The sequence below is a fragment of the Xenorhabdus mauleonii genome, assembly GCF_900113945.1.
In the GTDB taxonomy this organism is placed as follows: Bacteria; Pseudomonadota; Gammaproteobacteria; order Enterobacterales; family Enterobacteriaceae; genus Xenorhabdus; species Xenorhabdus mauleonii.
The window spans coordinates 276591-296960 of the sequence record NZ_FORG01000002.1 but is presented as its reverse complement, the minus strand read 5'-3'; the positions used below and the strand labels follow the sequence as shown (position 1 = coordinate 296960).

The window sequence follows — 20370 nt, the reverse complement described above, 5'->3', positions numbered from 1 at the left end:
GTAGATCCAATGACCAATTATCGAAATATCCGGATAGGTATTTTCATTGCTGCCATGTGGGTTGGGTTAGCGGGGCACGCGGAACAAATTAATCCGGAGCCAGTCAGCCCGGCACAGGTTAGTTTGGGTGCCGACAATTCAAGCTCAGTAAGTTCAAGTGAATCGAGCAGTTCAAATCAATCGATCAGTTCAAAACAAGCGTTCAAAAAAAAGCTGATCGAAAAACAATCGGTCGAAAGAGAACAGATCGATCTGGAGAAAATAGCGGATGAGTTAAAGCAGAACTGGGATAACGTACAGGCACCCACTGGCGGGTTAAGCATGGTGGTCGGCAATAGAGTGTATACCCTGCGTTTGGGCAAGCAAGAAGAGGGAATGTTTGAACTGGCCTCGACTTCCAAGGCTTTCACGGGGTTGCTGATTGCGTTGCTTGAACAGGAAGGGGTGCTGAATCGGGAGGATTTGATTACTCAGTGGATACCGGAACTGACGGAAAATCTCCAAATGAACTATTCCTCCATTCAGATACAGAATCTGTTGTTCCATAACAGCGGTATTTCAAGCGATACCCTTGATTTGCTGCAACCCAATACTAATCAGTCTGCATTATCACAATTGCCGGAGTTGCTTAAAAATGTTCCCCTGACCCATGCGGCCGGTACCCATCAGGAATACGCCACGCTGAATTACAGCCTGCTCGGTTTGGTGGCTGAACGGGCAACGGGGCACTCTTTTGCTACGTTATTGCGGGAAAAAGTGTTTCTGCCTTTGGGCATGAAGCACACGGTGGTTGAAGGAAGCGCCCCAGCAGAAAATGCGGTGGCGGAAACCTCTCAATCGACGCGCATCCCGGGGTATAAGATCAGTTTCATGGCAGCATTACCCTATGATGCTCCCCGGTATTGGCAAAATGCGCCCGCAGGCTATGTACTCAGCACGCCGCAGGACATGGCAGTCTGGTTGCAGTTTTTGTTGCACCGCTTGCCATTGGAGCAGGAAGGTCACTCATTGTCTGCGTTATATAAGGCATTGGAACAAGCAAAACGGCCTTACGCGGGAGAAGGGGGACTAGGTTACGCTTATGGCTGGGATGTGGAAACCGACAACGTCCTTGGTTACGCGTCCACGCACTGGAGCCACCCAGGGCAGAATCCCAACGCAGCCGCCTATGTTGCGTTCGATCCGGAAGCGGGTGTCGGCGTTACTTTGCTGGGAAACAGTAACAGCCCTCAAATCATGGCGTTGGGGCAGTCTATATTCAAATACTTGCGTGGCGCTTCCCCGCAGCTCCTGCCGGAAAATCCTTCTATCGACATGAACGACTGGGTGTCCTCTGTGCTGGCGGTGATTTTTTGGCTGGGGGGCGCACTCTTGTTACTGGCGTTTATTTATCAGTACAAGAGCGGGAAAAAACAATTCAATTATGACTATTTCATCAAACACCTTTCTATCCATTTCATCGTACTGAATGTGGCGCTCATCGCGTTGCTGGCTTTGGTGCCGCGATTGTTGCTGGGATTGGGATGGTCAAGTTTGTGGGTGTGGGGGCCTTTAAGCCTGCCTGTTGCAGCTGCGGGGCTGATTTTGTTTGTTAACGCCATCGCCCTGTTTTTTTCACCCTTGGCGAAATCCAAGGACAGGTTACAGAGAGTTGAGGGAAATGAGTCATGAGTGAGAAGTCGTTGTTATCAGGGCAACATAAATATACTGTTCATCAATTGGTTGAACAGCAAGTCATGAAAACACCGGAAGCCATTGCCGTTCGGTTCGGTGATCAGACGCTATCTTATGACCAATTGAACCGTCGGGCGAACCGGTTTGCACATTACCTGCGCCGCCATCACCTTGGGCGCCATCGCGGGCAAACGGAGGTGTTCGGAAGCGATAGGAATAGCGATAGTAATAGTAATGAAATGTCTGATGATGCCATTTCAACCGTGGGCATCTGCTTGGATCGGGGCATTGATACGATTGTTGCGGTTTGTGGCGTCTTAAAAGCGGGTGCCGCTTATGTGCCGGTTGATCTCAGTTATCCCGCAGAGCGCCAAGCCTATATTTTGCACGATTCTAACGTGTCTGTGGTTATTGCGCGCGGCGATACTATTTCCTTGCTGCCCGACTCGATTCGCTGTATCGATCTGGATCAGCATGACGTTACCCAAACAAAAGTTGCCTATCAGGCTCAGGATAAGGCGGATGTTGCCGACGAAGAAAATTTATCGGCAACATGCACGCCTGACAGCCTTGCGTATCTTATCTATACCTCAGGCTCAACCGGCAACCCCAAAGGCGTCCGCATGCCGCACAAGGCGTTGGTGAATCTGCTGGTTTGGCAGAATACACATCAAAGTGAGGGTTCTGGCGGCGGCAATGCCCATAAAAAAACCTTGCAGTTCTCGCCGTTAAGTTTCGATGTGTCATTTCAGGAGATTTTTTCCACCCTGTCCAGCGGAGGGGAATTGGTCTTGATTCCCAATGTGTTGCGGCTCGATCCGCTTGCATTGTTGTCGTTTTTGTCTGAGCAACGGGTTGAACGGATATTTCTGCCCTATGTGGCATTAAACAGTTTGGCCTCGGCCGCTGTGTCTGAAGATTGTTATCCTGCGAATCTTATTGATGTCATTACCGCAGGGGAGCAATTGGTGATTACTGCGGCCATCCGGCAATTTTTCCATACCTTGCCCCAGTGCCGCCTGCACAATCATTACGGCCCGTCAGAAACTCATGTTGTGACAGCTTATACCTTAGAGGGAGACGCCGACCATTGGCCTGCGCTGCCTTCTGTTGGAACGCCGATCGATAATGCTGAAATTTATCTGCTGGATGATCAGAACCAGGTAATTGTGGACGGTTCAGCCGGAGAGCTGTGTGTCGCCGGAATACCATTGGCATACGGTTATCACCAACGCCCGGAAGAGACCACGGCTAAGTTTGTCGATATTGCGGTGGATGGGGAAACATCCAAACGCATGTACCGAACCGGTGATTTGGCGCAATGGGGGACAAATGGCTTGCTGAATGTGCTTGGCCGGATCGATTTTCAGGTCAAAATACGCGGCCATCGGGTAGAGCCGGGGGAAATTGAGGCTCTGCTGATGACACACCCCGCTGTACGAGATGCGGTTGTCGTGGCTCAAGGAGGATATACACAGAAGGGGAATCTGCCACAGGGCAATGTAGAAGAAATAGCAGAAAAACGGCTGGTTGGTTTTGTCATTGTTGCTGAACGGGCTTTGCAACGCCAATCGCAGGATGGAATCAAAGAGAGCATCCTGCGTTTTGTCAGGGATGCCGCGCCGGATTACCTGTGTCCCGCCGCAATAGTTATCGTTGACCACTTTCCTTTATCCGCCAGCGGCAAGATTGACCGCAAGGCATTCCCGGCTGTCTCTCCTGATGCATTGATGCAACAAGACGTTGAACCGCCAAAAACAGCGTTGGAACACACTGTCGCTGAGGTATGGAGTGAAATGCTCGGCGTGAAAAAAATTGGCCGGAATTCACATTTCTTGAGTTTGGGCGGCCATTCGCTTCTCGCCGTCAATGTGATGCTGGCATTGCGCCGCCGTGGATTCAGGGTGGATGCGCAGACGCTATATCAATATCCGGTATTGTCTGAACTGGCTGAACAATTGCAGCCGTGCCCCGAAGCGGCGTTCCGGCAGGAACATGCCGCTGACAAGGCTCACGACGGGGTGGAAAATCCCCTCCCGTGGGAACCGCTGAGTCCGGCGGAAATGGAGGCATTATCTGCGGTGATCCCCGGTGGCGCTGCCAATATTCAGGCTATTTATCCCCTTGGTTCGCTGCAACAAGGCATTTTGTATCACTCCCTTGCTGATTCAGGGGGCGATCCCTATGTACTTTGGCAAGTGACCCGTTTTCGCAATCCGTTATTGCTGCATGCTTACCTTGACGTCCTGCGCCGCACGATTGCCCGCCATGATGCATTTCGTGTCAGCATCCATTATGAAGGCCTTTCCCAGCCGGTACAGGTGGTTTGGCGGGATGCTGATTTGGTCGTGGAAGCACTGCCATTGACGGCAGAGCATGATGAGCCCGTGGCTGCATTGAAACAATACTGTGATCCTGCCATGCAGCGCTTTGACATGACCAAGGCACCTTTGCAGCGCTGTTTTTACTGTTATGACGCCAGACAGGATGAATGGGTATTGCTGCATTTGCTTCACCATATCACGGTAGATCACGCAACAATTGAGATGATGCAACTTGAGATTGAGGCACAGTTGCTTTCGCAGCCACTGGCCGAGGTTTCCCCTTTATCGTTCCGGCAGACGATGGTTACGCTTTTCAACATGGTGCATCCGGAAGAACAACAGGCGTTCTTTGCTGGCTTGTTGCAGGATTATGAACCGGCTTCGGCCCCATTGGGGGCGGGCAACGATTCCGGCGCTAATGCTCTGGGAAGAGGGACATTAAAAGGCAATGACACAATTGTGGAAGCGTGGCGCCCATTGCCGCAACTGTTGAATGACCAGATCCGCCAACAGGCTAAAACGCATGGCGTCAGTGTCGCTGCTATTTTCCATCTGGCTTGGGCCAAGGTGCTTTCTTGCCTGACCGGACAAGATGATGTGGTTTTCGGTACGGTGCTATTGGGACGCCTGTTTGCTGGTGAGGCATCCATCAATGTAATGGGGCAGTTTATCAATACCTTGCCAATCCGCATGCGGTTGGGGAATTTGCCTGTGCTCGAATGCCTTTGGGAAACGCAGGATACCCTGACGCAATTGGTCAGGCATGAACAGGCATCACTGGCACTGGCCCAAAAATCTGTGCAAGCCGCCGCAGGGACGCCATTGTTCACCTCACTGCTGAATTATCGCCACAGCGAAGTGCGCAATGTTCCTTCGGCAGATCCTTTTCAGGCGGTGAATCCATCGGTCGTGGAAGGCATCCGCTATTCCGGCGTTATGGAGCGGACGAATTATCCCGTTTCCATCAATGTGGATGATTTTGCCAGCGATTTTGTCATCAATACCCAAGTTGGGGAAGGGTTTAATCCGGAGTTGATTGGCGATTACTTGCAGACCGCGTTGTCAGACATTGTCGCTGCGCTGACAAGTGCGCCGGAGCGAAGGATTGGCCGCATCAATGCACTGCCTGCACAGGAAAGAGACAAGTTGCTGTATCAGTGGAACCAGACGCGTGCTGATTTCCCACAGCAGGCGTGTCTCCATGCGTTGATTGAAGAACAGGTAACACGGACGCCGGACGCTATCGCTGTCACATTTGATGGTGCTGCACTTGAAGGCACTGAATCAGAAGGTCGCGCGCCATGTCATGCTTTGAGCTATCGGCAACTGAACCAAACCGCGAATCAACTGGCCCGTTATTTGCGAACTGAGTTGGGTGTTGGCCCGGATGCGCTGGTGGGCGTGTGTGTGGAGCGCAGCATCGAGATGGTTGTGGCGTTGCTGGCAGTGCTCAAAGCGGGAGGAGCCTATGTGCCCCTTGACCCGAATTATCCGGCAGACAGGCTCGATTACATGCTGCACGATGCCGCTCCCCGTGCCGTGCTGTCCCATCGCGGGGTTTCAGAGACAGTGCGTACATTACTGGCGGGCTATGCCACCGAGACAGGTGCCGCGCTGATAGACCTGAATGAAGACATCTCCAAGTGGTCTGCGCAAGACACGGATGATTTATCGACCGACGAGACGGGATTGACCTCCTCCCATCTGGCTTATGTGATTTATACCTCAGGATCGACTGGCCGGCCGAAAGGGGTAATGAATGAACACCGTGGTGTCGTCAATCGTCTGGTGTGGATGCAAAAGGCTTATGCGCTGGGGGAAGATGATGTTGTCTTGCAAAAAACACCGTTCAGTTTTGATGTCTCCGTTTGGGAGTTTTTCTGGCCACTGATGTTTGGTGCCCGTTTATCAGTAGCGAAACCCGAAGGGCATAAAGATCCCCTTTACTTAAGCGCCCTGATTAGGGAGCAAAAAATCACAACCCTTCATTTTGTTCCCTCCATGTTGTCCGTCTTTTTGGCGCATGCTTCCCTTGGTGCCGAGCATTGCATGAAACGGGTGTTTTGCAGTGGCGAAGCACTGCCCGCACGCAGTGTACAGCGCTTTCATGAACAGTTTGCCAATGTTGAATTACATAACTTGTATGGGCCGACAGAAGCTGCAATAGATGTCAGTGCATGGAATTGCAGTTTGAAGGCGATGGAGGAGACGGCTGGCGGCATTGCCGAGGCGGGCATTGGAAAAAGCATCATTCCCATCGGCAAGCCAATTGACAATATTCAGCTCTATATTCTGGATGCCTATGGCCAGCCATTGCCTGTGGGAACAGTGGGCGAGTTGCATATTGCCGGCGTCGGGGTTGCCCGTGGTTATCTCAATCAACCTGAACTGACTGCGGAAAAGTTCATCAAAGATCCCTTTGGCCCGGCACCGGATGGCGTGATGTACCGCACCGGCGATCTGGCCCGCTATCTTCCCAATGGCGATATTGAATATTTGGGGCGCAATGATTTTCAGGTGAAATTGCGGGGATTCCGTATCGAATTGGGAGAGGTGGAAGCCGCCTTGTCATCACACGACAGTGTAAAAGAGTGTCTGGTGCTGGTGCGGGAAGATACGCCGGGGGATGCCCGTCTGGTCGCTTATGTCATTCCTGCTTCTGTTACGGATCCGGCGGACACGCATTTGGCGGACAAACAACCGGAAGCCCTGAATCAAGCGCTGAAAGCGCATCTCCAGACGTGCTTGCCGGCGTTTATGGTTCCATCCCATATCATTTGGTTGGCGGCATTTCCCCTGACCGCCAACGGTAAGCTGGATCGTAAAGCATTGCCGCTTCCCGCTGCATCAGTGATATCAGGTGCACCGGGTGAGGAGACTGAACTTCCCCGTGCGGGAACGGAAACGCGGCTGGCCCAATTGTGGGCGGAACTGTTGAACATCAATCCTCCCGGTCGCCAGACCCACTTTTTTGAAGCCGGCGGGCACTCATTATTGGCTGTGGCGCTCATGATGCGGATACATCAAGAATTTGGTGTGTCAGTGCTGCTGAATGCATTGGTCAGCCATTTGGATCTGGCTTCGCAGGCGGCGCTTATCGATGCGGAACTGAGTAACGTGCAAGATCGTGCATCTTCGGATTCCTTGATTGTTGCCGAATCAGTTTCTGCGGAGATGATTCGGGCATTGCCTGCGCAGAAAGCTATTTACAAGGCATTGAAACTCAATCCCCATGATTTGAGCAACAATAGCTTTGTTGCCCTGTCGTTCGAGGCAGAGCCTGATCTTAAGCAATTGCGCAATGTATTGCAGTCAGTCCTCGCCCGCCACGCCAGCCTCAGTGCGAAATTTATTCTGCTCGATGATGAATTGTATTTGCAGCCAGCCAAGCGCTTTGTCTTCCGTCTGGAGAAACGCCAGAGCCTCGGTTCACTGGAAGAGGATTTGCGTGATTTTGTCCGTCCTTTCTCGTTGGAAGATGGAATGAATGTCCGCAGCCGATGGGTGGTTGCTGAACCGAATCCTGTGTTATTGCTGGATTTTTCCCATGCCTGCATTGATGGTTCCGGATTGATGCAAATATGCAGCGAATTGGCGGCTGAAAGTACTGCAAGTCACGCCATTACCTTGGGAAACAGCTCTGCTATCAGCTTGGCTACTTATGCTGACCTGTTCTACAGCAGCGAGTTTGCCGCCCTGAAACAATTGCACGGGAATTTCTGGCGGGAGAAATTACAGGATTGGCAGCCTCCTGCCGACATTGCGGGCAGTCACGCTGTTACGGGTTCTTGGCGGATAAGCCTGAATGCCGGGCATAAAGCACAGGTTGAAGTGCTCACATCGCGCCTGAAAATCAGTGTGCCCGAATTCTTCATGACGATATTTTTACGGTTTAAAGCGCAGTTGGAATCTGGTTTGAATTCTTTTTCCAATTTATCTTCCGACTATTCGTCCAATTCGCCTTCCGATGCTTCTTTCACCTCACCGGAACAACTAACCTCAATGATATTTCACGGCAGGGACAGACCGGAGCAGCAAACGGTCATCGCTCCACTGATGACGGTGCTTCCTGTGCGGATGACATTACAGGGCGATGCCAACGGATCGGCAAGACAGGATTTCGACACTGTGAGCAACGCGGTACGCGAGGCCTGCCGCCATTACCTGTTTGATGCCGAAGAACTGTCAGCACAGTATCCGGTGTTATCCAGACAAGCATTGTTGCCGGCGGCCTTTTTCGGTTATTTCCAAAAAGAGGGATTTGACGGCTGCATTGCCGGAACACCTTGCCGGCAACTGGAAACGCCCAATATCTCAACCGGCCAGTCACATTGGAACCTGACATGTGAGATTGCCGAACATGCTGAGGGTTTTGATATCCACCTGGAAGCACTCTCATTCAACGTGACCGACAATACAGAAAACTGGGAAACCCTGTTTAGCGCGACTTTACAAAGCGCGCTGAATGTCGGGTGAGATGAGAAATCCGGTTGGCAAAACAATATACCCGTCGCCTTTCAAATTGACTCGTTGTTGGCTGCACTCGCTCGCCGCCATTGTTTTCCTAAACAGAATTGTTTTTCTAAACATACGGCCATCTGCGCCTTTGGGGGAGCACTGCCTTGCCGCTTCGCTGTCACTTGAAATCGATGTCACTCGAAATCCATAGGGTATAAATCAAATAGGAAATTGAGAAATGTTCACTAATGATCCCATTGCGATGAACGCAAAAAAACAAGCATTAAAAGAGTATGTTCAGCAACAATTGGATACGGAATATCAGGGGTGCCCCTTTTTTGTGGCGGCACAGTCTGTATCAAAGACGGATTGCGTCACTCTCCCGTTCCCTCTGCCTGAAAAACTTAACAACAGAATTTTTACTATGGCGGCCGCTTCTCCGCTGCACCGTTTGTCGCTGTTTTCTGCCTGCATAAAATATCTCGCATTTTTGCATTGTCATGAACCTGAAAGCAGCTTGCTGTGGATTTTGGGGGAAACTGGAGCGGCGGGAAACCATCCCTCAATTGAGGGCGGTTATCTCGTCCCGACCAAATGGAACCTGACGGAAAACAGGGCGGAACAACCAGTCAAAACCTGGTTTGGTGATGAGCTTATCCAATGGAAGCAGGTCGCTGCTTTAACAGCGGGTTTGCCGCCAAAGACGGCATCGTCTGCCCTTTCCCAGTTACCTCAAGTGCTGGTGGGCTATTCGGAGACTCAGTTGCCTTTTGTGGCGGGCGGATTTGATGAAGAGATCCGGAATAAAATGGAAGCCGGGCACTATTCATTGAGTCTCTGGTGCCATGCCCGCCCTGAAAAAACTGAACTGCATGTGCGTTTTAATCCCTGCGTTGTGGCTCCTGAGTTAATTGAGCTGTTGATGGAACGCTTGATTCTCTTGTTGGGCAGCATGGTGTCTGATCCGGCTGCACCGCTTGCATCCATGCAGTGGATCACGCCGCAGGAACAAGAACGGGTGCGCGCTTTATCCGCGCAGCAACCCATGCAACCACCGCAATATCAAAATGTCGCACAGGCGATCACTGCCTCTATCCGTGACAGGGCTGACAGGCACTGTCTGGAAGTGGATGAGCAAAGCGTGAGTTTTCGGCAACTGGCACAATATACGGAGCGATTGCTGCTGGATCCCCAATTGCCTGAATGGGCCTCGTTGGGGGATTGTGTGCTGATTGTCGGTGCCAAGGGCGTTGAGATCACGCTTGCTGCGATGGCGTGCATCCGTATTGGCAAGCCGTTTTGCATACAGTCGAATAGCGTTCCGGAAAGGCAGTTATTGGATATCATCGCATTGCAGCAGACCAAAACGGTACTGTTGCAGGAAGAGCATTCCCAACTGGCGGCATTTTTCCGCCAGCAGGGATGTCGGGTGATTATGCTGCCTGAGTACCAGCCCGCTTCTTTGGCAGCAATGGCCGATATCTCACATTCGGCGTCATTGACGGAATTGCTGCGCAAAGGGGAATCCGTCAGCCCCGATGCGCCTTTGTGTGCTGTCATGACCTCCGGCAGTGAAGGCAAGCCGAAAGGCAGTCTCAACACGCACAGGGCATTGCTCAATATCAGTGCGGAGATGCATGAGCTGTATCGCTCAGTGGGTTCACGCATTGCCTCTGTCTCCAACCATTCGTTTGATTATTTCGTACTGGAGTGCGTTCAGTTTCTGACGCAAGACATTGTCTTGGTCATTGCTCCGGAAGACGCCCGCATCGATGCGAAAAAATGTGTCGAATTCTTGCGGGAAAAACAGATTGACCTGCTGTTTACCACGACCGTATTTGCCGAAGATATTATGGAGTTGGGGGATATTCCTTCATTGCAGCAACTCTATTTTGGCGGTGAAAACCTCCGGACGTTGCAGAAGAATAATTACCAGTTATTTAACGTCTATGGCCCAAGTGAAACAGGCGTCCTCACGACCTATTTACCCATTGTGCGCAATGACCAAAAAATAACGATCGGCAAGCCATTTGGCGGGTGCCAATGTGCCGTGGTCTTTCCCGATACATTGGAGCTTTGCCCCGTTGGAGTACAGGGGGAATTGCTGATAGGGGGCGTTGGTGTCGGCGCGGGTTACTTCAATCGCCCCGATCTGACTGAGAAGGCATTTATCAACCTGAATACGGAGTGGCTGACAGGGAGATATTATCGCAGCGGGGATCTGTGCTGCTGGAATACGCAGGGTGAAATCGAAATTCTCGGGCGGCGCGATCGCCAACTGAAAGTAAACGGTTTTCGCATCGAGTTGGATGCTGTCGAAAAAAATGTGCTGGATCTGCCGATGGTGTCCGAAGCGGCGGTGATAAGCCTGGAAGATAAACGGCAACACGCGCTGCTGGGCGCCTTTATTGTTCCGGCGGGGCCGTCGGTGAATGAGCAGCATATCAGACAAGCATTGCTGGGACGGATGCCGGCTTATATGGTGCCGAGCCAAATTGTTCTGATAACGGAATTGCCGTTGACGAGCACGGGTAAATTGGACAGGCAAGCACTGAAACAGAGGCTTGGCACAATGGCTCGCGATGAAAATGCCCGCCCCATTGGGGCCACGCAAGAATGGCTGGCGGCGTGTTGGGGGCAGCATTTGGAACTGGAGGTTGAAGCGCTGTCAGTGAAGAAGAGCTTTTTCTCTCTGGGCGGGCATTCGTTGCGGGCAGTCAAGGTGCTGGTGGATATCCAGCAACATTTTGGTTCACAGATGACGTTGCCGGAGTTTTTCAAAAACGACACGATAGAAATGCTGGCGGAATTTATCGACAGAAATAGTGCCGGCGATGAAAGGGACGAGGCAGATAATTTCTGGCATTTGCTGGAAATGCCTGCTGCGATTTCAACTGATGGGCGTGGGGTGTTGTCAGCCCAAGAAGCCCGCCTCTATGCAGAGTATCGGCTGAACCCGGAATCACGGGTTTTTGAGTTGCCGTTGGAAATTCCCTTATCAGATGCAATTTCTGCGGAGGCGGCAAAACAGGCATTGCAGACGTTGTTGGATCGCCACGATATTTTGCGCAGCCGATATCGCATCGACGATGAAGGCGTTCCCTATGCGGAAATATTGCCGTCACTGAACGTGGAGCAGGTACTGTTTGATGATCTGCAACAGTGGCAGCAAGTGCAGGGGCAGCCTTTCGATTTGGAAGAAGGCCCGCTGGTGAGAGGGCATTTGCAGAATGTGAACACGCAACAAGCCTGCTTGCAGTTGCAAATCCATCATATCTTGGTGGATAAGCCTTCACTGGAAATTCTCCTGAGAGAATTTGAACACGTGTTGAAGCAAATTCCGCTCCCTCCCGTTGCACTGAGTTACAGACACTATGCCACGGCATTGGCGGAAGCCCGCAAACACCCTATCTGGGAACAGGCTGAGGCATTCTGGAAAGATTATATGACTGGCCTGGAATTTGACCCATTCGGGCATGGTGCGGTAGACGCCGGCTGGAATATGGGGTTGATGTCTTGGGATTTATCGGCCGAGGATAAAGTCGCAGTACAGCAGTTGTGCTACACATTAAATATCACCCCGGCCATGTTCTTCTTGTCAGTATGGGGACTTACTGTCGCCCGTGAGGGGTGCAGTGATGTGTTTTCCATCTCCGTCGCCAATGCATTGCGCCCAAAACACGCACTGGATACGGTGGGTATGTTCGTCTCCCTCTTTCCCTGTGCATTTCGTTTTGATAAACCTGCCGGTTCTTTTGAGCAATTGGTCAAACAATTGACGGATGAGCAATGGCAATCCGCGGAGCACTTATTTTATCCGGTTGAAGAAGCCTTCTCATTGTTGAGCAGCGATCCACGTGTGTTCGGCAGTAACCCACTGCTGAATGTTTCTTATGTTTACATGGATGTCGCAGATGAGATGGGCACAGGGATATATGCGGAACTGGATAAGGAAGATTTGGCGAAAGAAGTGCACGGCCCGCTCAATCTTTCCGTCATTCATTCTGAACACAGTTGCCGGTTGGTTCTGGAATCTCAGTCTGATGTCTTCTCTGAACCGCAACTGGCGGCGATGGCAAACAGCTATCAGGCTATCTTGCAGCAGATTCTGCATCATTCTCCTTCTGCGTTGCAGGTCAATACATTAATTGCGCCCGGCGCAGAAGAGCAGCAAGCGTTTCGTCCGGTGCAACGACGCGCATCGTACACACCTATCAATGCCATGTTGTTGGCTGCGTTCCGGACATTGGGCGAGCGTCCGGCCGTGATTGACAATGAAGACATTGTCACGTGGGAAGAATTTGCTGAATTAACTGCCTCTTATGCCCAGATGCTGAATACAGCCTCAATACGCAAGGCCCTCATTCTTGGCTGGGCAGGCAGCCAGATGCAGGCGTTTCTGGCTGCCTGCTTGCTGACACATACAACCTATCTGGCGTTGGAAATAGAGACTCCGGAAGAACGCATTAAAGAAGTCATTCACCACGCAGAACCGGATTTGGTGGTGAATATGGATATCAGTGCAGGAGCCGGAACGGTGGCGATGGATTGGCGTGATTTTCACAGTGCCAAATCCTGCGAGGACAATCCCATTGCATGGATACTGTATAGCTCCGGCACGACCGGACGGCCAAAAGGGATTTGTGTCACAGCAAATACAGCGGCGCAGTATGTGGATTCCCTTATCAATAGGCTGTCGCTGAATGAGGCGCTGCAAGCAAATCAATCGCAGGCACATGCACAGCAGGGCGTGCGCGTAGTTCAGCAGTTCTCTCCCAGTTTTGATGGCCACATTGAAGAAATCCTGTTGGCTTGGGCATTGCAGGGAACGAGCGTTATTGCCGATCGCTACAGTCTATTGGATGAGCGCAAAGCAAACGAATTTTTGCGCCGTTATCGTCCAGATGTCATTTCTGCGGCCCCGGCGCTTTTCTCCGCGTGGAACCGTATGCCAGATCTGGGGCCGTTGCCCAAGGTGTGTATCAGTGGTGGTGATTTCTTGGTTGCCGGAGATATCGATCAATTACTCGACAAGACACAAATTTGGAACAGTTATGGCCCGACGGAAACGTGCATCGCTGTTTCTATGGTCGATTGCGCGCGGCTGGCCTCTGATACCGCGCTGTCCATCGGAACCCCCTTTGAGCATGTGGCGTTTGCCATTGTTGATAAAAATGGCATCCGACTCCGCGCCGGTCAGTGGGGAGAGTTGGTTATCTATGGTGACTTTGAACATCATGGCTACCTGAAAGATCCGATTCTGACCGCCAGTAAATTTGGTCAGGATGAGCAGGGCTTTTTCTTCCGTACCGGTGATTTGGTGATGGCGGACAAAAGCGGCCTGTTTTATCTCAAGGGGCGCATGGATGACAGCTGTAAAGTTCGCGGCAATTTTATTGGCTTGGGTGAGTTGGAAAATCGGGCCAGACAGTATTCGGGTGTTATTGCGGCGGGGGCGGCGGTGGCTTTTGCCGGAACGCCTGAAGCCTGTTTGGTGCTGGCGATTGAAGGCGAAAGCAACGCAGGGCAGGAACATATTCAATCTGGTCTGCAACAATATTTGGCTCGTCACTATCCGCGTTCTCACCTGCCATCGGCACTATTTTCAGTAGAAAGTTTACCCCGTACTGATGTCGGCAAAATGGACAGACAACAGATTGTGGCTTTATTTCATCAATGGCTGGAAAGTGAGCAGCAAATACAGGGAGAACAAGATCCGGCCGCAGATGAAAACCTGCAAAAATTGATGGATTGCTGGAGAAAATGTCTGGGCTATAAAGGTGCGCTGACACTGAATTCTGATTTCTTCCTGATATCGGGTTCTTCCCTGAGTGCCGTTCGTCTGGCCAGTCAGTTGGAAACTTTGTTTGATGTCATGTTCAGTCCTGTCGATGTATTCCGCCATGCCACCCTTGGTGAACAGTGGTCATTAATCCAATCACGGCAAGGCCATGTTAGCAATCCTGCTGTAGCCCCTGATGCCCAGATGGAGGAGCGCTGCCTGAACATGGATGCTCCGGCGCTTCCCAAATTGCTGTTGCTGCCGCCCGCGTTAGGGGGATTGGTGGAGTTACAGGCTTTGGCGAATAATTTGGCTGGTCGGGTAACGGTTTCTGTATTGACAGTTCAGCCGGCTGTCACTGAAGACATGTCTGAATCAGCGTTCAAAGCGATGTTATTGAGCACGTTGGCGTCACATCTGAAAGCACAGGAAAATTCCTCGTCACGGCCACTTTGGTTGGGCGGCTATTCCCTTGGTGCTGAAATGTTGGCCGCATTGTTGTCACAGATGTCTTTGGCACAAGATGATTTGTTGAAGCGAATCGATAAGCTGGTGTTTTTCGATCCAAATCTGAAAACCGATGTATTTGACGGCGATGTATTGTATGCGGATTTTATGCAGGCATTCCGCGACATGAATCATCAGGCCGGAATCAGTCGTGAAATAGGGGCTGATATTGATGCCGGGGCATTACGGCAGGCATCTCCGGCTCTCTACCAAGAGTGGCACCATTATTGGCTACAGCATCAACTCCTTGAAAGCCAAACATTCTATGAGCGAGTACTTGCTCTGTCATTGAATTCTATTCCCGTTATTCCCGTTGAGATGTTTTTTTCTGATGACGCAGACGCCGAAAGCATTGCCGGACTGACGCAGCAACTGGAAGAGCGTCGTTCTGCTCATTGTGCTGTCCACCGTTGCCGCGGCAGTCACGCTGAATTTATTAAGCAATTATCACCTGACAATTTTATGTAACTGAGAGTACAGGCTTAGAACAAGGTAAGGGATCATGAATACAGAAATAAGAGAAGATTTGGATATCGCAGTGGTTGGGTTGTCAGGTCGTTTTCCGGGGGCTGAAGACAGCAACGAGTTTTGGCGGAATTTGTTGATGGGCGAGGAGGGGATCTCTCGCTTTACGGAAGAGGAACTGGTTCAGGCAGGGCATGATATCAGCAAGATACGCAATATCGATTTTGTGCCGGTCAATGGAGTGTTGGCCGGGGCGAATTATTTTGACGCGGAGTTCTTTGGCTATAGTCAGGCAGAGGCCGCGCTTTTAGATCCACAAACCCGTTTGATGATGCAGTGTGTCTGGCACGCGTTGGAGAATGCCGGTATTGATCCGGACAAGCGGGGGCGCAATATCGGGCTGTTTTTGGGCGCCCGCAGTACTGTGCAATGGACAATGCAGGCGATGTTGTCGGAACAGGTTGAGAATGTCGGTGGTTTTTTGGCTTCGCAATTAGCCAATAAAGATGCCATGAGTACGCTGATTTCTTGGAAACTGGGACTGGAAGGCCCCAGTTTTACTCTCCAGACAGCATGCTCGACCAGCTTGGTCAGTGTGCATCAGGCTGTGCAAAGCCTGCTCAGTGGTGAATGTGATTTTGCGGTGGCTGGGGGTGTCAGTCTGTTGTTGCCGCAACAAAATGGTCATCTTTATCAGGATGGCATGCTGTTTTCAAAAGACGGGCAGACCCGGGCATTTGATCGAGATGCAACCGGCAGTGTGTTCGGGAGTGGCTTGGGGGCGGTGGTGTTGCGTCGGGCAGGGGATGCGATTGCAGATAATGACCCTATTTGGGCAATCCTCAAAGGTTCTGCCATCAATAATGATGGCGCCCGCAAGGTAGGTTATACCGCGCCGAGTGTGAAGGGGCAGGCGGAAGTGATCCGTTCTGCGTTGCAAATGGCAGAGCTGGATGCCGCAGATTTGGATTTTATTGAATGCCACGGCACAGCGACAGCGTTGGGTGACAGCATTGAATTCATGGCGTTGCGCGAGGTTTTCAATGCAGGCAAAGTGGCCGATAAAAACACGGGAGCATTAAATCAGTGCGCCTTGGGCGCAGTAAAAACCAATATCGGACACTTGGATTCAGCCGCCGGCATTGCTGGTTTTATCAAAATGGTACTGGCGCTCCGGCATGGCATCATTCCGCCGACACTGCACTTCCAGCATCCGAATCCGCAACTGGAATTTGATCAATCCCCGTTTTATATCAACACACAAGCGGAACCGTGGCTGCCACAAGCCGGAAAATTGAGGACGGGCGGGGTGAGCAGTTTTGGCATTGGCGGAACCAATGCGCATGTAGTGCTGCAACAATATCTTTCTCCGAACGCTAATGTTCCCTTGAATAATGTTCCCCTGAGCTTGGATGATACGGTTTCGCAGGATGGGGAGACGGCCGCCTCAGTCTGCTTCTTCCCATTTTCCGCGAAAAATAAGGCTTCACTGGCGCAGCAATTGGAAGCTGTATCCCGGTGGCTGGTGCTACAAACCCATCTGGATTTGCCCGCGTTATCCCATACCCTGAGCAAACGGCATAGCTTCCCATGTCGGGTGATGTTTGTGGCTGATTCAAAATTTACTTTGATGCAGCAAATTAAAGCTTATCTGGACATGGGGGAAGACGGGGATATTTTGGCGCTGTGCCTTGATTTCTTGCCGCTTGGCCTTCAACAACCCGATTTTCAACAAGAGAGTAAACAGGCGGTCACGCATTGGATTTCCGGCCAGGCCAAAGAGCCTGCGGAGATATTGTCAGTTGCTTACCAAGGGCAGCCTCTCATGGAGGTGCCCGGATATGCTTTCCTGCGTGAAGAACATGGCACGGGGCATATTACAGACAAAACTTGGATGCAAATCGGCAATCTCATTACAACGCCAGAAGGCAAAAACTTATCTAAAAATGCGTCAGGGTTATTGCTGCCATTCTGGAAATCAGTTCGCCTGCCGAAACTGGCGCCAAAAGAGGCTAATTCCCATGCTGTCTTACTGCTTGATCAATCTCTGGCAGCGACATCAAATGATTGGGTCGATAACAATCAGGTTGCAGTGACCAGACTGGATATGCGCTGCCCGGTGCAAATTCGGAGCGCACTGACAGCACTGTCTGGTGAGCAGCCAAAAAATTCCTCTCTGGTGTTGTCACTTGCCTTTCCGCCGAACAGTTTTTCTTTTGCGGCAGATTCGCTGCACATTTTATCTGAATGGGGCAAAGCGCTGGCGGAAACGGATTTTTCTGCCTTGACGTCCGTGCATATTTATTTGGTTTTGCCGGATATGGTCAGGGATAACGGCGACTTGGCGGAATCATCCCTGACGGAAGCGGCACTTAAGGCATTGGCGCTGGTTATGCCGCAAGAGATCCCCGGTATTACTTGCGCATTTCTGCATTTACAGAATGTACAGAATTTGCAGCATACAAACGAATTGACCCCCAATGCACATTGGTTGCCGGATCCATTGATCAGAAATTCACTGACCAGACTGTTGCAAACATCACTGCATGGCCCGCTTAAACTGAGTGCCGAAGGGTTGTTCGTGGAAGATTTCCGCTGCCCTGATGTTGAAGAAAACGAGGTGGTGGATGAATCCCATTTTATGGGGAAAACCTATGTCATCACCGGGGCAGGTGGCCGAATGGGCAAAGCAATGGCGCAGGTAATAGCGCAGCGTTTTCAGGGGCGCTTGGCGCTAGTCAGCCGTCAGGGCGCAGAAACTCCGGCGATGCAACGCTTACAGGCTGAACTGAGGGAAGCAGGTGCCGGTGCAGTGGAAATTTTCCCCTATGCGCTGGAAACCGAAGCAGAGGCGTTGGCATTGTTTGAGTCTATTCGCCAGCGTTTGGGGGATATTCACACGGTTATTCATGCCGCCGGGGTGACTGATGGCGATTCGTTTTCACCATTGGCACAGCTCAATGCGGGTCATTATCACGCGCAACTCAGACCGAAAGCGCAAGTGGCGGAAGTGCTTGCCAAGGTGTTTGAACACAAGATTTTTGAGCACAAGCCGGTCGAATATTGCTTTGTTACTTCATCGATGTCGGCATTTTTTGGCGGGATTGCGCATGCCCCCTACGCTACAGCGAACCTGTTTCTGGATGGTTGGGCGCGAAGACAAAACCTGCGGCCGCAAAGCCCCCGTTGGATTGTGGTGAACTGGGAAACGGTTCATTTTGACGGAGAACGTCGGGGGAATGAACTGACTTGGGGGGTAAATGAAGTTGCACTTTCTGCTGCGGAGTTTCCTGCCCTGTTCGAACGCAGCTTGCGTGAATACGATCGTGAAAACCAGAAAATATTCTCCGCAGGGCAATTTATGGACAGATTGTATGCTTGGGGAGGCCGGCGGGCAGCCAATGGAGGAAGCAAGCCGCAAACGGTCAACCGCATCAAATTGAAACCCAGACCAAACACGCTGACGTCTGTTTATCAGCCGGCAGTCAATGAGGTGCAGAAGGAAATAGCGGCAATTTGGAGTCACATTCTCGGCGTCGATAACATGGGGATTGATGACAAATTTATGGAGCTGGGAGGGGATAGCCTGAAAACTATCGTGATGGCAGAGAAAGTGTATAAAAAACTCGGTAAGCGCGTTGCTATTCAAGCGTTTTTTGCCCAACCCACCATCCGTGAGATTGAACGGCAGTTTTCCAGTGAACAGAGCACCTTCCATCCGGTTTTACCGTCCGTTGATTTGTCCGGGCCGATTATCGCCAGCGCAGATCAGGATTTGCTGTATATCCACCAGACAACATTTGCCAATGGCAGCTACAACATGCCAATCGCATTTCGATGCCCGCTTTCATTCAGTCCGGCTGCCATCGCAGGGGCAATCGAGCGGGTGGTTGACAGGCATCCGGTATTGAAGTGCCTGTTTGAAAGACAGGGCGCTGATTTGATGATGCTGCCCCAGCTTGATGCCAAAGTGAGTGTATCGGTGCGTGACACGGGGGAAACGGAGCACGATAATTTAGCTTGCTTCGAACAGTTCGCCAATATGCCTTTCGACCTGCATAACCAGTTGCCCATCCGCGCCCTGATTATCACCGGATCTGGTTCAGCGCCATTTCACCAAGTGTTGATTGTTGTCCATCACATTGTATGTGACGCCGTATCTCTGGGGATCCTGACTGAAGATTTTCGACGTTTGTTGCAGGGACAGACCCTTCCTGCTCCGGAGTATAGTTTCGCCGCCTACCGGCGCTACAGGCAGGATACCGACAGTGAAGATAAGGCACGGAAAGATAAAGCCTACTGGCTCGCCAATTTGTTGCCTCTGCCGGCACCCTTGTCATTACCGGTGGTGGATGATTATCGCTGGGATTGGCGTAACGATGCCGAAAATCATCACGGGATCACGGTGGATAAAAGCCTTCCATTGCAAACCAGTGCGGAAGTAAAACAACTTTGTGATGAGCTTGGCCTCTCACCGTTTATCTTTTTCCTTGGGGTATTTGGTGTCTTGATGACGAAAATTGCCCGAACTGACTCGTTCTTGCTGGGTGTTCCGGTCACCGGGCGCATGCAGCCGGAAGAATTGGCACTGGTCGGTTATCTCGTCAATATGCTGGCCCTGAAAATGGAGCCAGAGGCAGAGGCCACGATGGCGGATTATTTGCTGGAGCTGAATGCTCAGTGGGCGGAAAGTGTGCCTTATCAAACCTATCCGATGAGTGCACTGCTGGAAGATCTCAGTGCGGAGAGTGATTTCCAGAGCCGTCAGGGGAAACATCCGTTGTTTGATGTGATATTCGGTTATCTGCCATTGAGCCTGAACGGGGGGAATGAGCTCGCAGGGGAAAATGTGCTTGAGGAGGGAAATGCGTTTTCCCGGCTTGAATTGACGCTGGAGACCGCCAAGTTCGATTTGGCGATGGATGTGTCTGAAACCCAACATGCTTTTGACTGTACCCTTCAATTCCGTCGCCATATGTTCAGTGAAGAAACTATGGCGGCCGTATTTGATTACTTCTTTACGTTGATAGATGAAGTCATTGCAGATCCTGATGCGGCAATAAAGGAACTGCTTACAAATCTCAATTATGGCTATGCATCAATGGCATCCGCTCAGGTAAATGATCAGGATGTCGATTCAGAGTTTAATTTTTAGGGGGA

The 20370-nt window shown here is 51.3% G+C and carries 5 protein-coding genes; 4 read left to right on the top strand and 1 reads right to left on the bottom strand.

All coding sequences use genetic code 11. The features are described 5' to 3' along the window. Positions 1-9 precede the first annotated feature (9 nt). Together BM100_RS02700 and BM100_RS02695 are read left to right on the top strand one after the other, a co-directional pair. Entirely contained in the window at positions 10-1671 is a 1662-nt protein-coding gene (locus tag BM100_RS02700; protein ID WP_244590548.1) for a serine hydrolase domain-containing protein, read from the top strand. Beyond that, complete coding sequence (locus BM100_RS02695; protein ID WP_092507683.1) at positions 1668-8474, top strand: non-ribosomal peptide synthetase; 6807 nt, start codon at positions 1668-1670, stop codon at positions 8472-8474. The genes BM100_RS02700 and BM100_RS02695 overlap by 4 nt, the downstream gene beginning before the upstream one ends. Here the strand turns inward: BM100_RS02695 and BM100_RS22440 are convergent. Next, a complete protein-coding gene (locus BM100_RS22440) occupies positions 8448-8654 on the bottom strand; it encodes a hypothetical protein (RefSeq protein WP_139216918.1) in 207 nt (68 codons plus the stop codon). The genes BM100_RS02695 and BM100_RS22440 overlap by 27 nt on opposite strands. Before the next feature lie 40 nt (positions 8655-8694). On the opposite strand from BM100_RS22440, the gene BM100_RS02690 reads away from it, so the two are divergent. Together BM100_RS02690 and BM100_RS02685 are read left to right on the top strand one after the other, a co-directional pair. After that, positions 8695-15213, top strand: a complete 6519-nt coding sequence (locus BM100_RS02690; RefSeq protein WP_092507681.1) for an AMP-binding protein — start codon at positions 8695-8697, stop codon at positions 15211-15213. A 34-nt stretch (positions 15214-15247) separates the two neighbouring features. Further along, entirely contained in the window at positions 15248-20365 is a 5118-nt protein-coding gene (locus BM100_RS02685) for an SDR family NAD(P)-dependent oxidoreductase (RefSeq protein ID WP_092507679.1), read from the top strand. Positions 20366-20370: the final 5 nt, after the last annotated feature.

Coding starts and splice junctions, on each gene's coding strand:
- BM100_RS02700 (WP_244590548.1), top strand. CDS start 10: ATGACCAATTATCGAAATATCCGGATAGGTATTTTCATTGCTGCCATG.
- BM100_RS02695 (WP_092507683.1), top strand. CDS start 1,668: ATGAGTGAGAAGTCGTTGTTATCAGGGCAACATAAATATACTGTTCAT.
- BM100_RS02690 (WP_092507681.1), top strand. CDS start 8,695: ATGTTCACTAATGATCCCATTGCGATGAACGCAAAAAAACAAGCATTA.
- BM100_RS02685 (WP_092507679.1), top strand. CDS start 15,248: ATGAATACAGAAATAAGAGAAGATTTGGATATCGCAGTGGTTGGGTTG.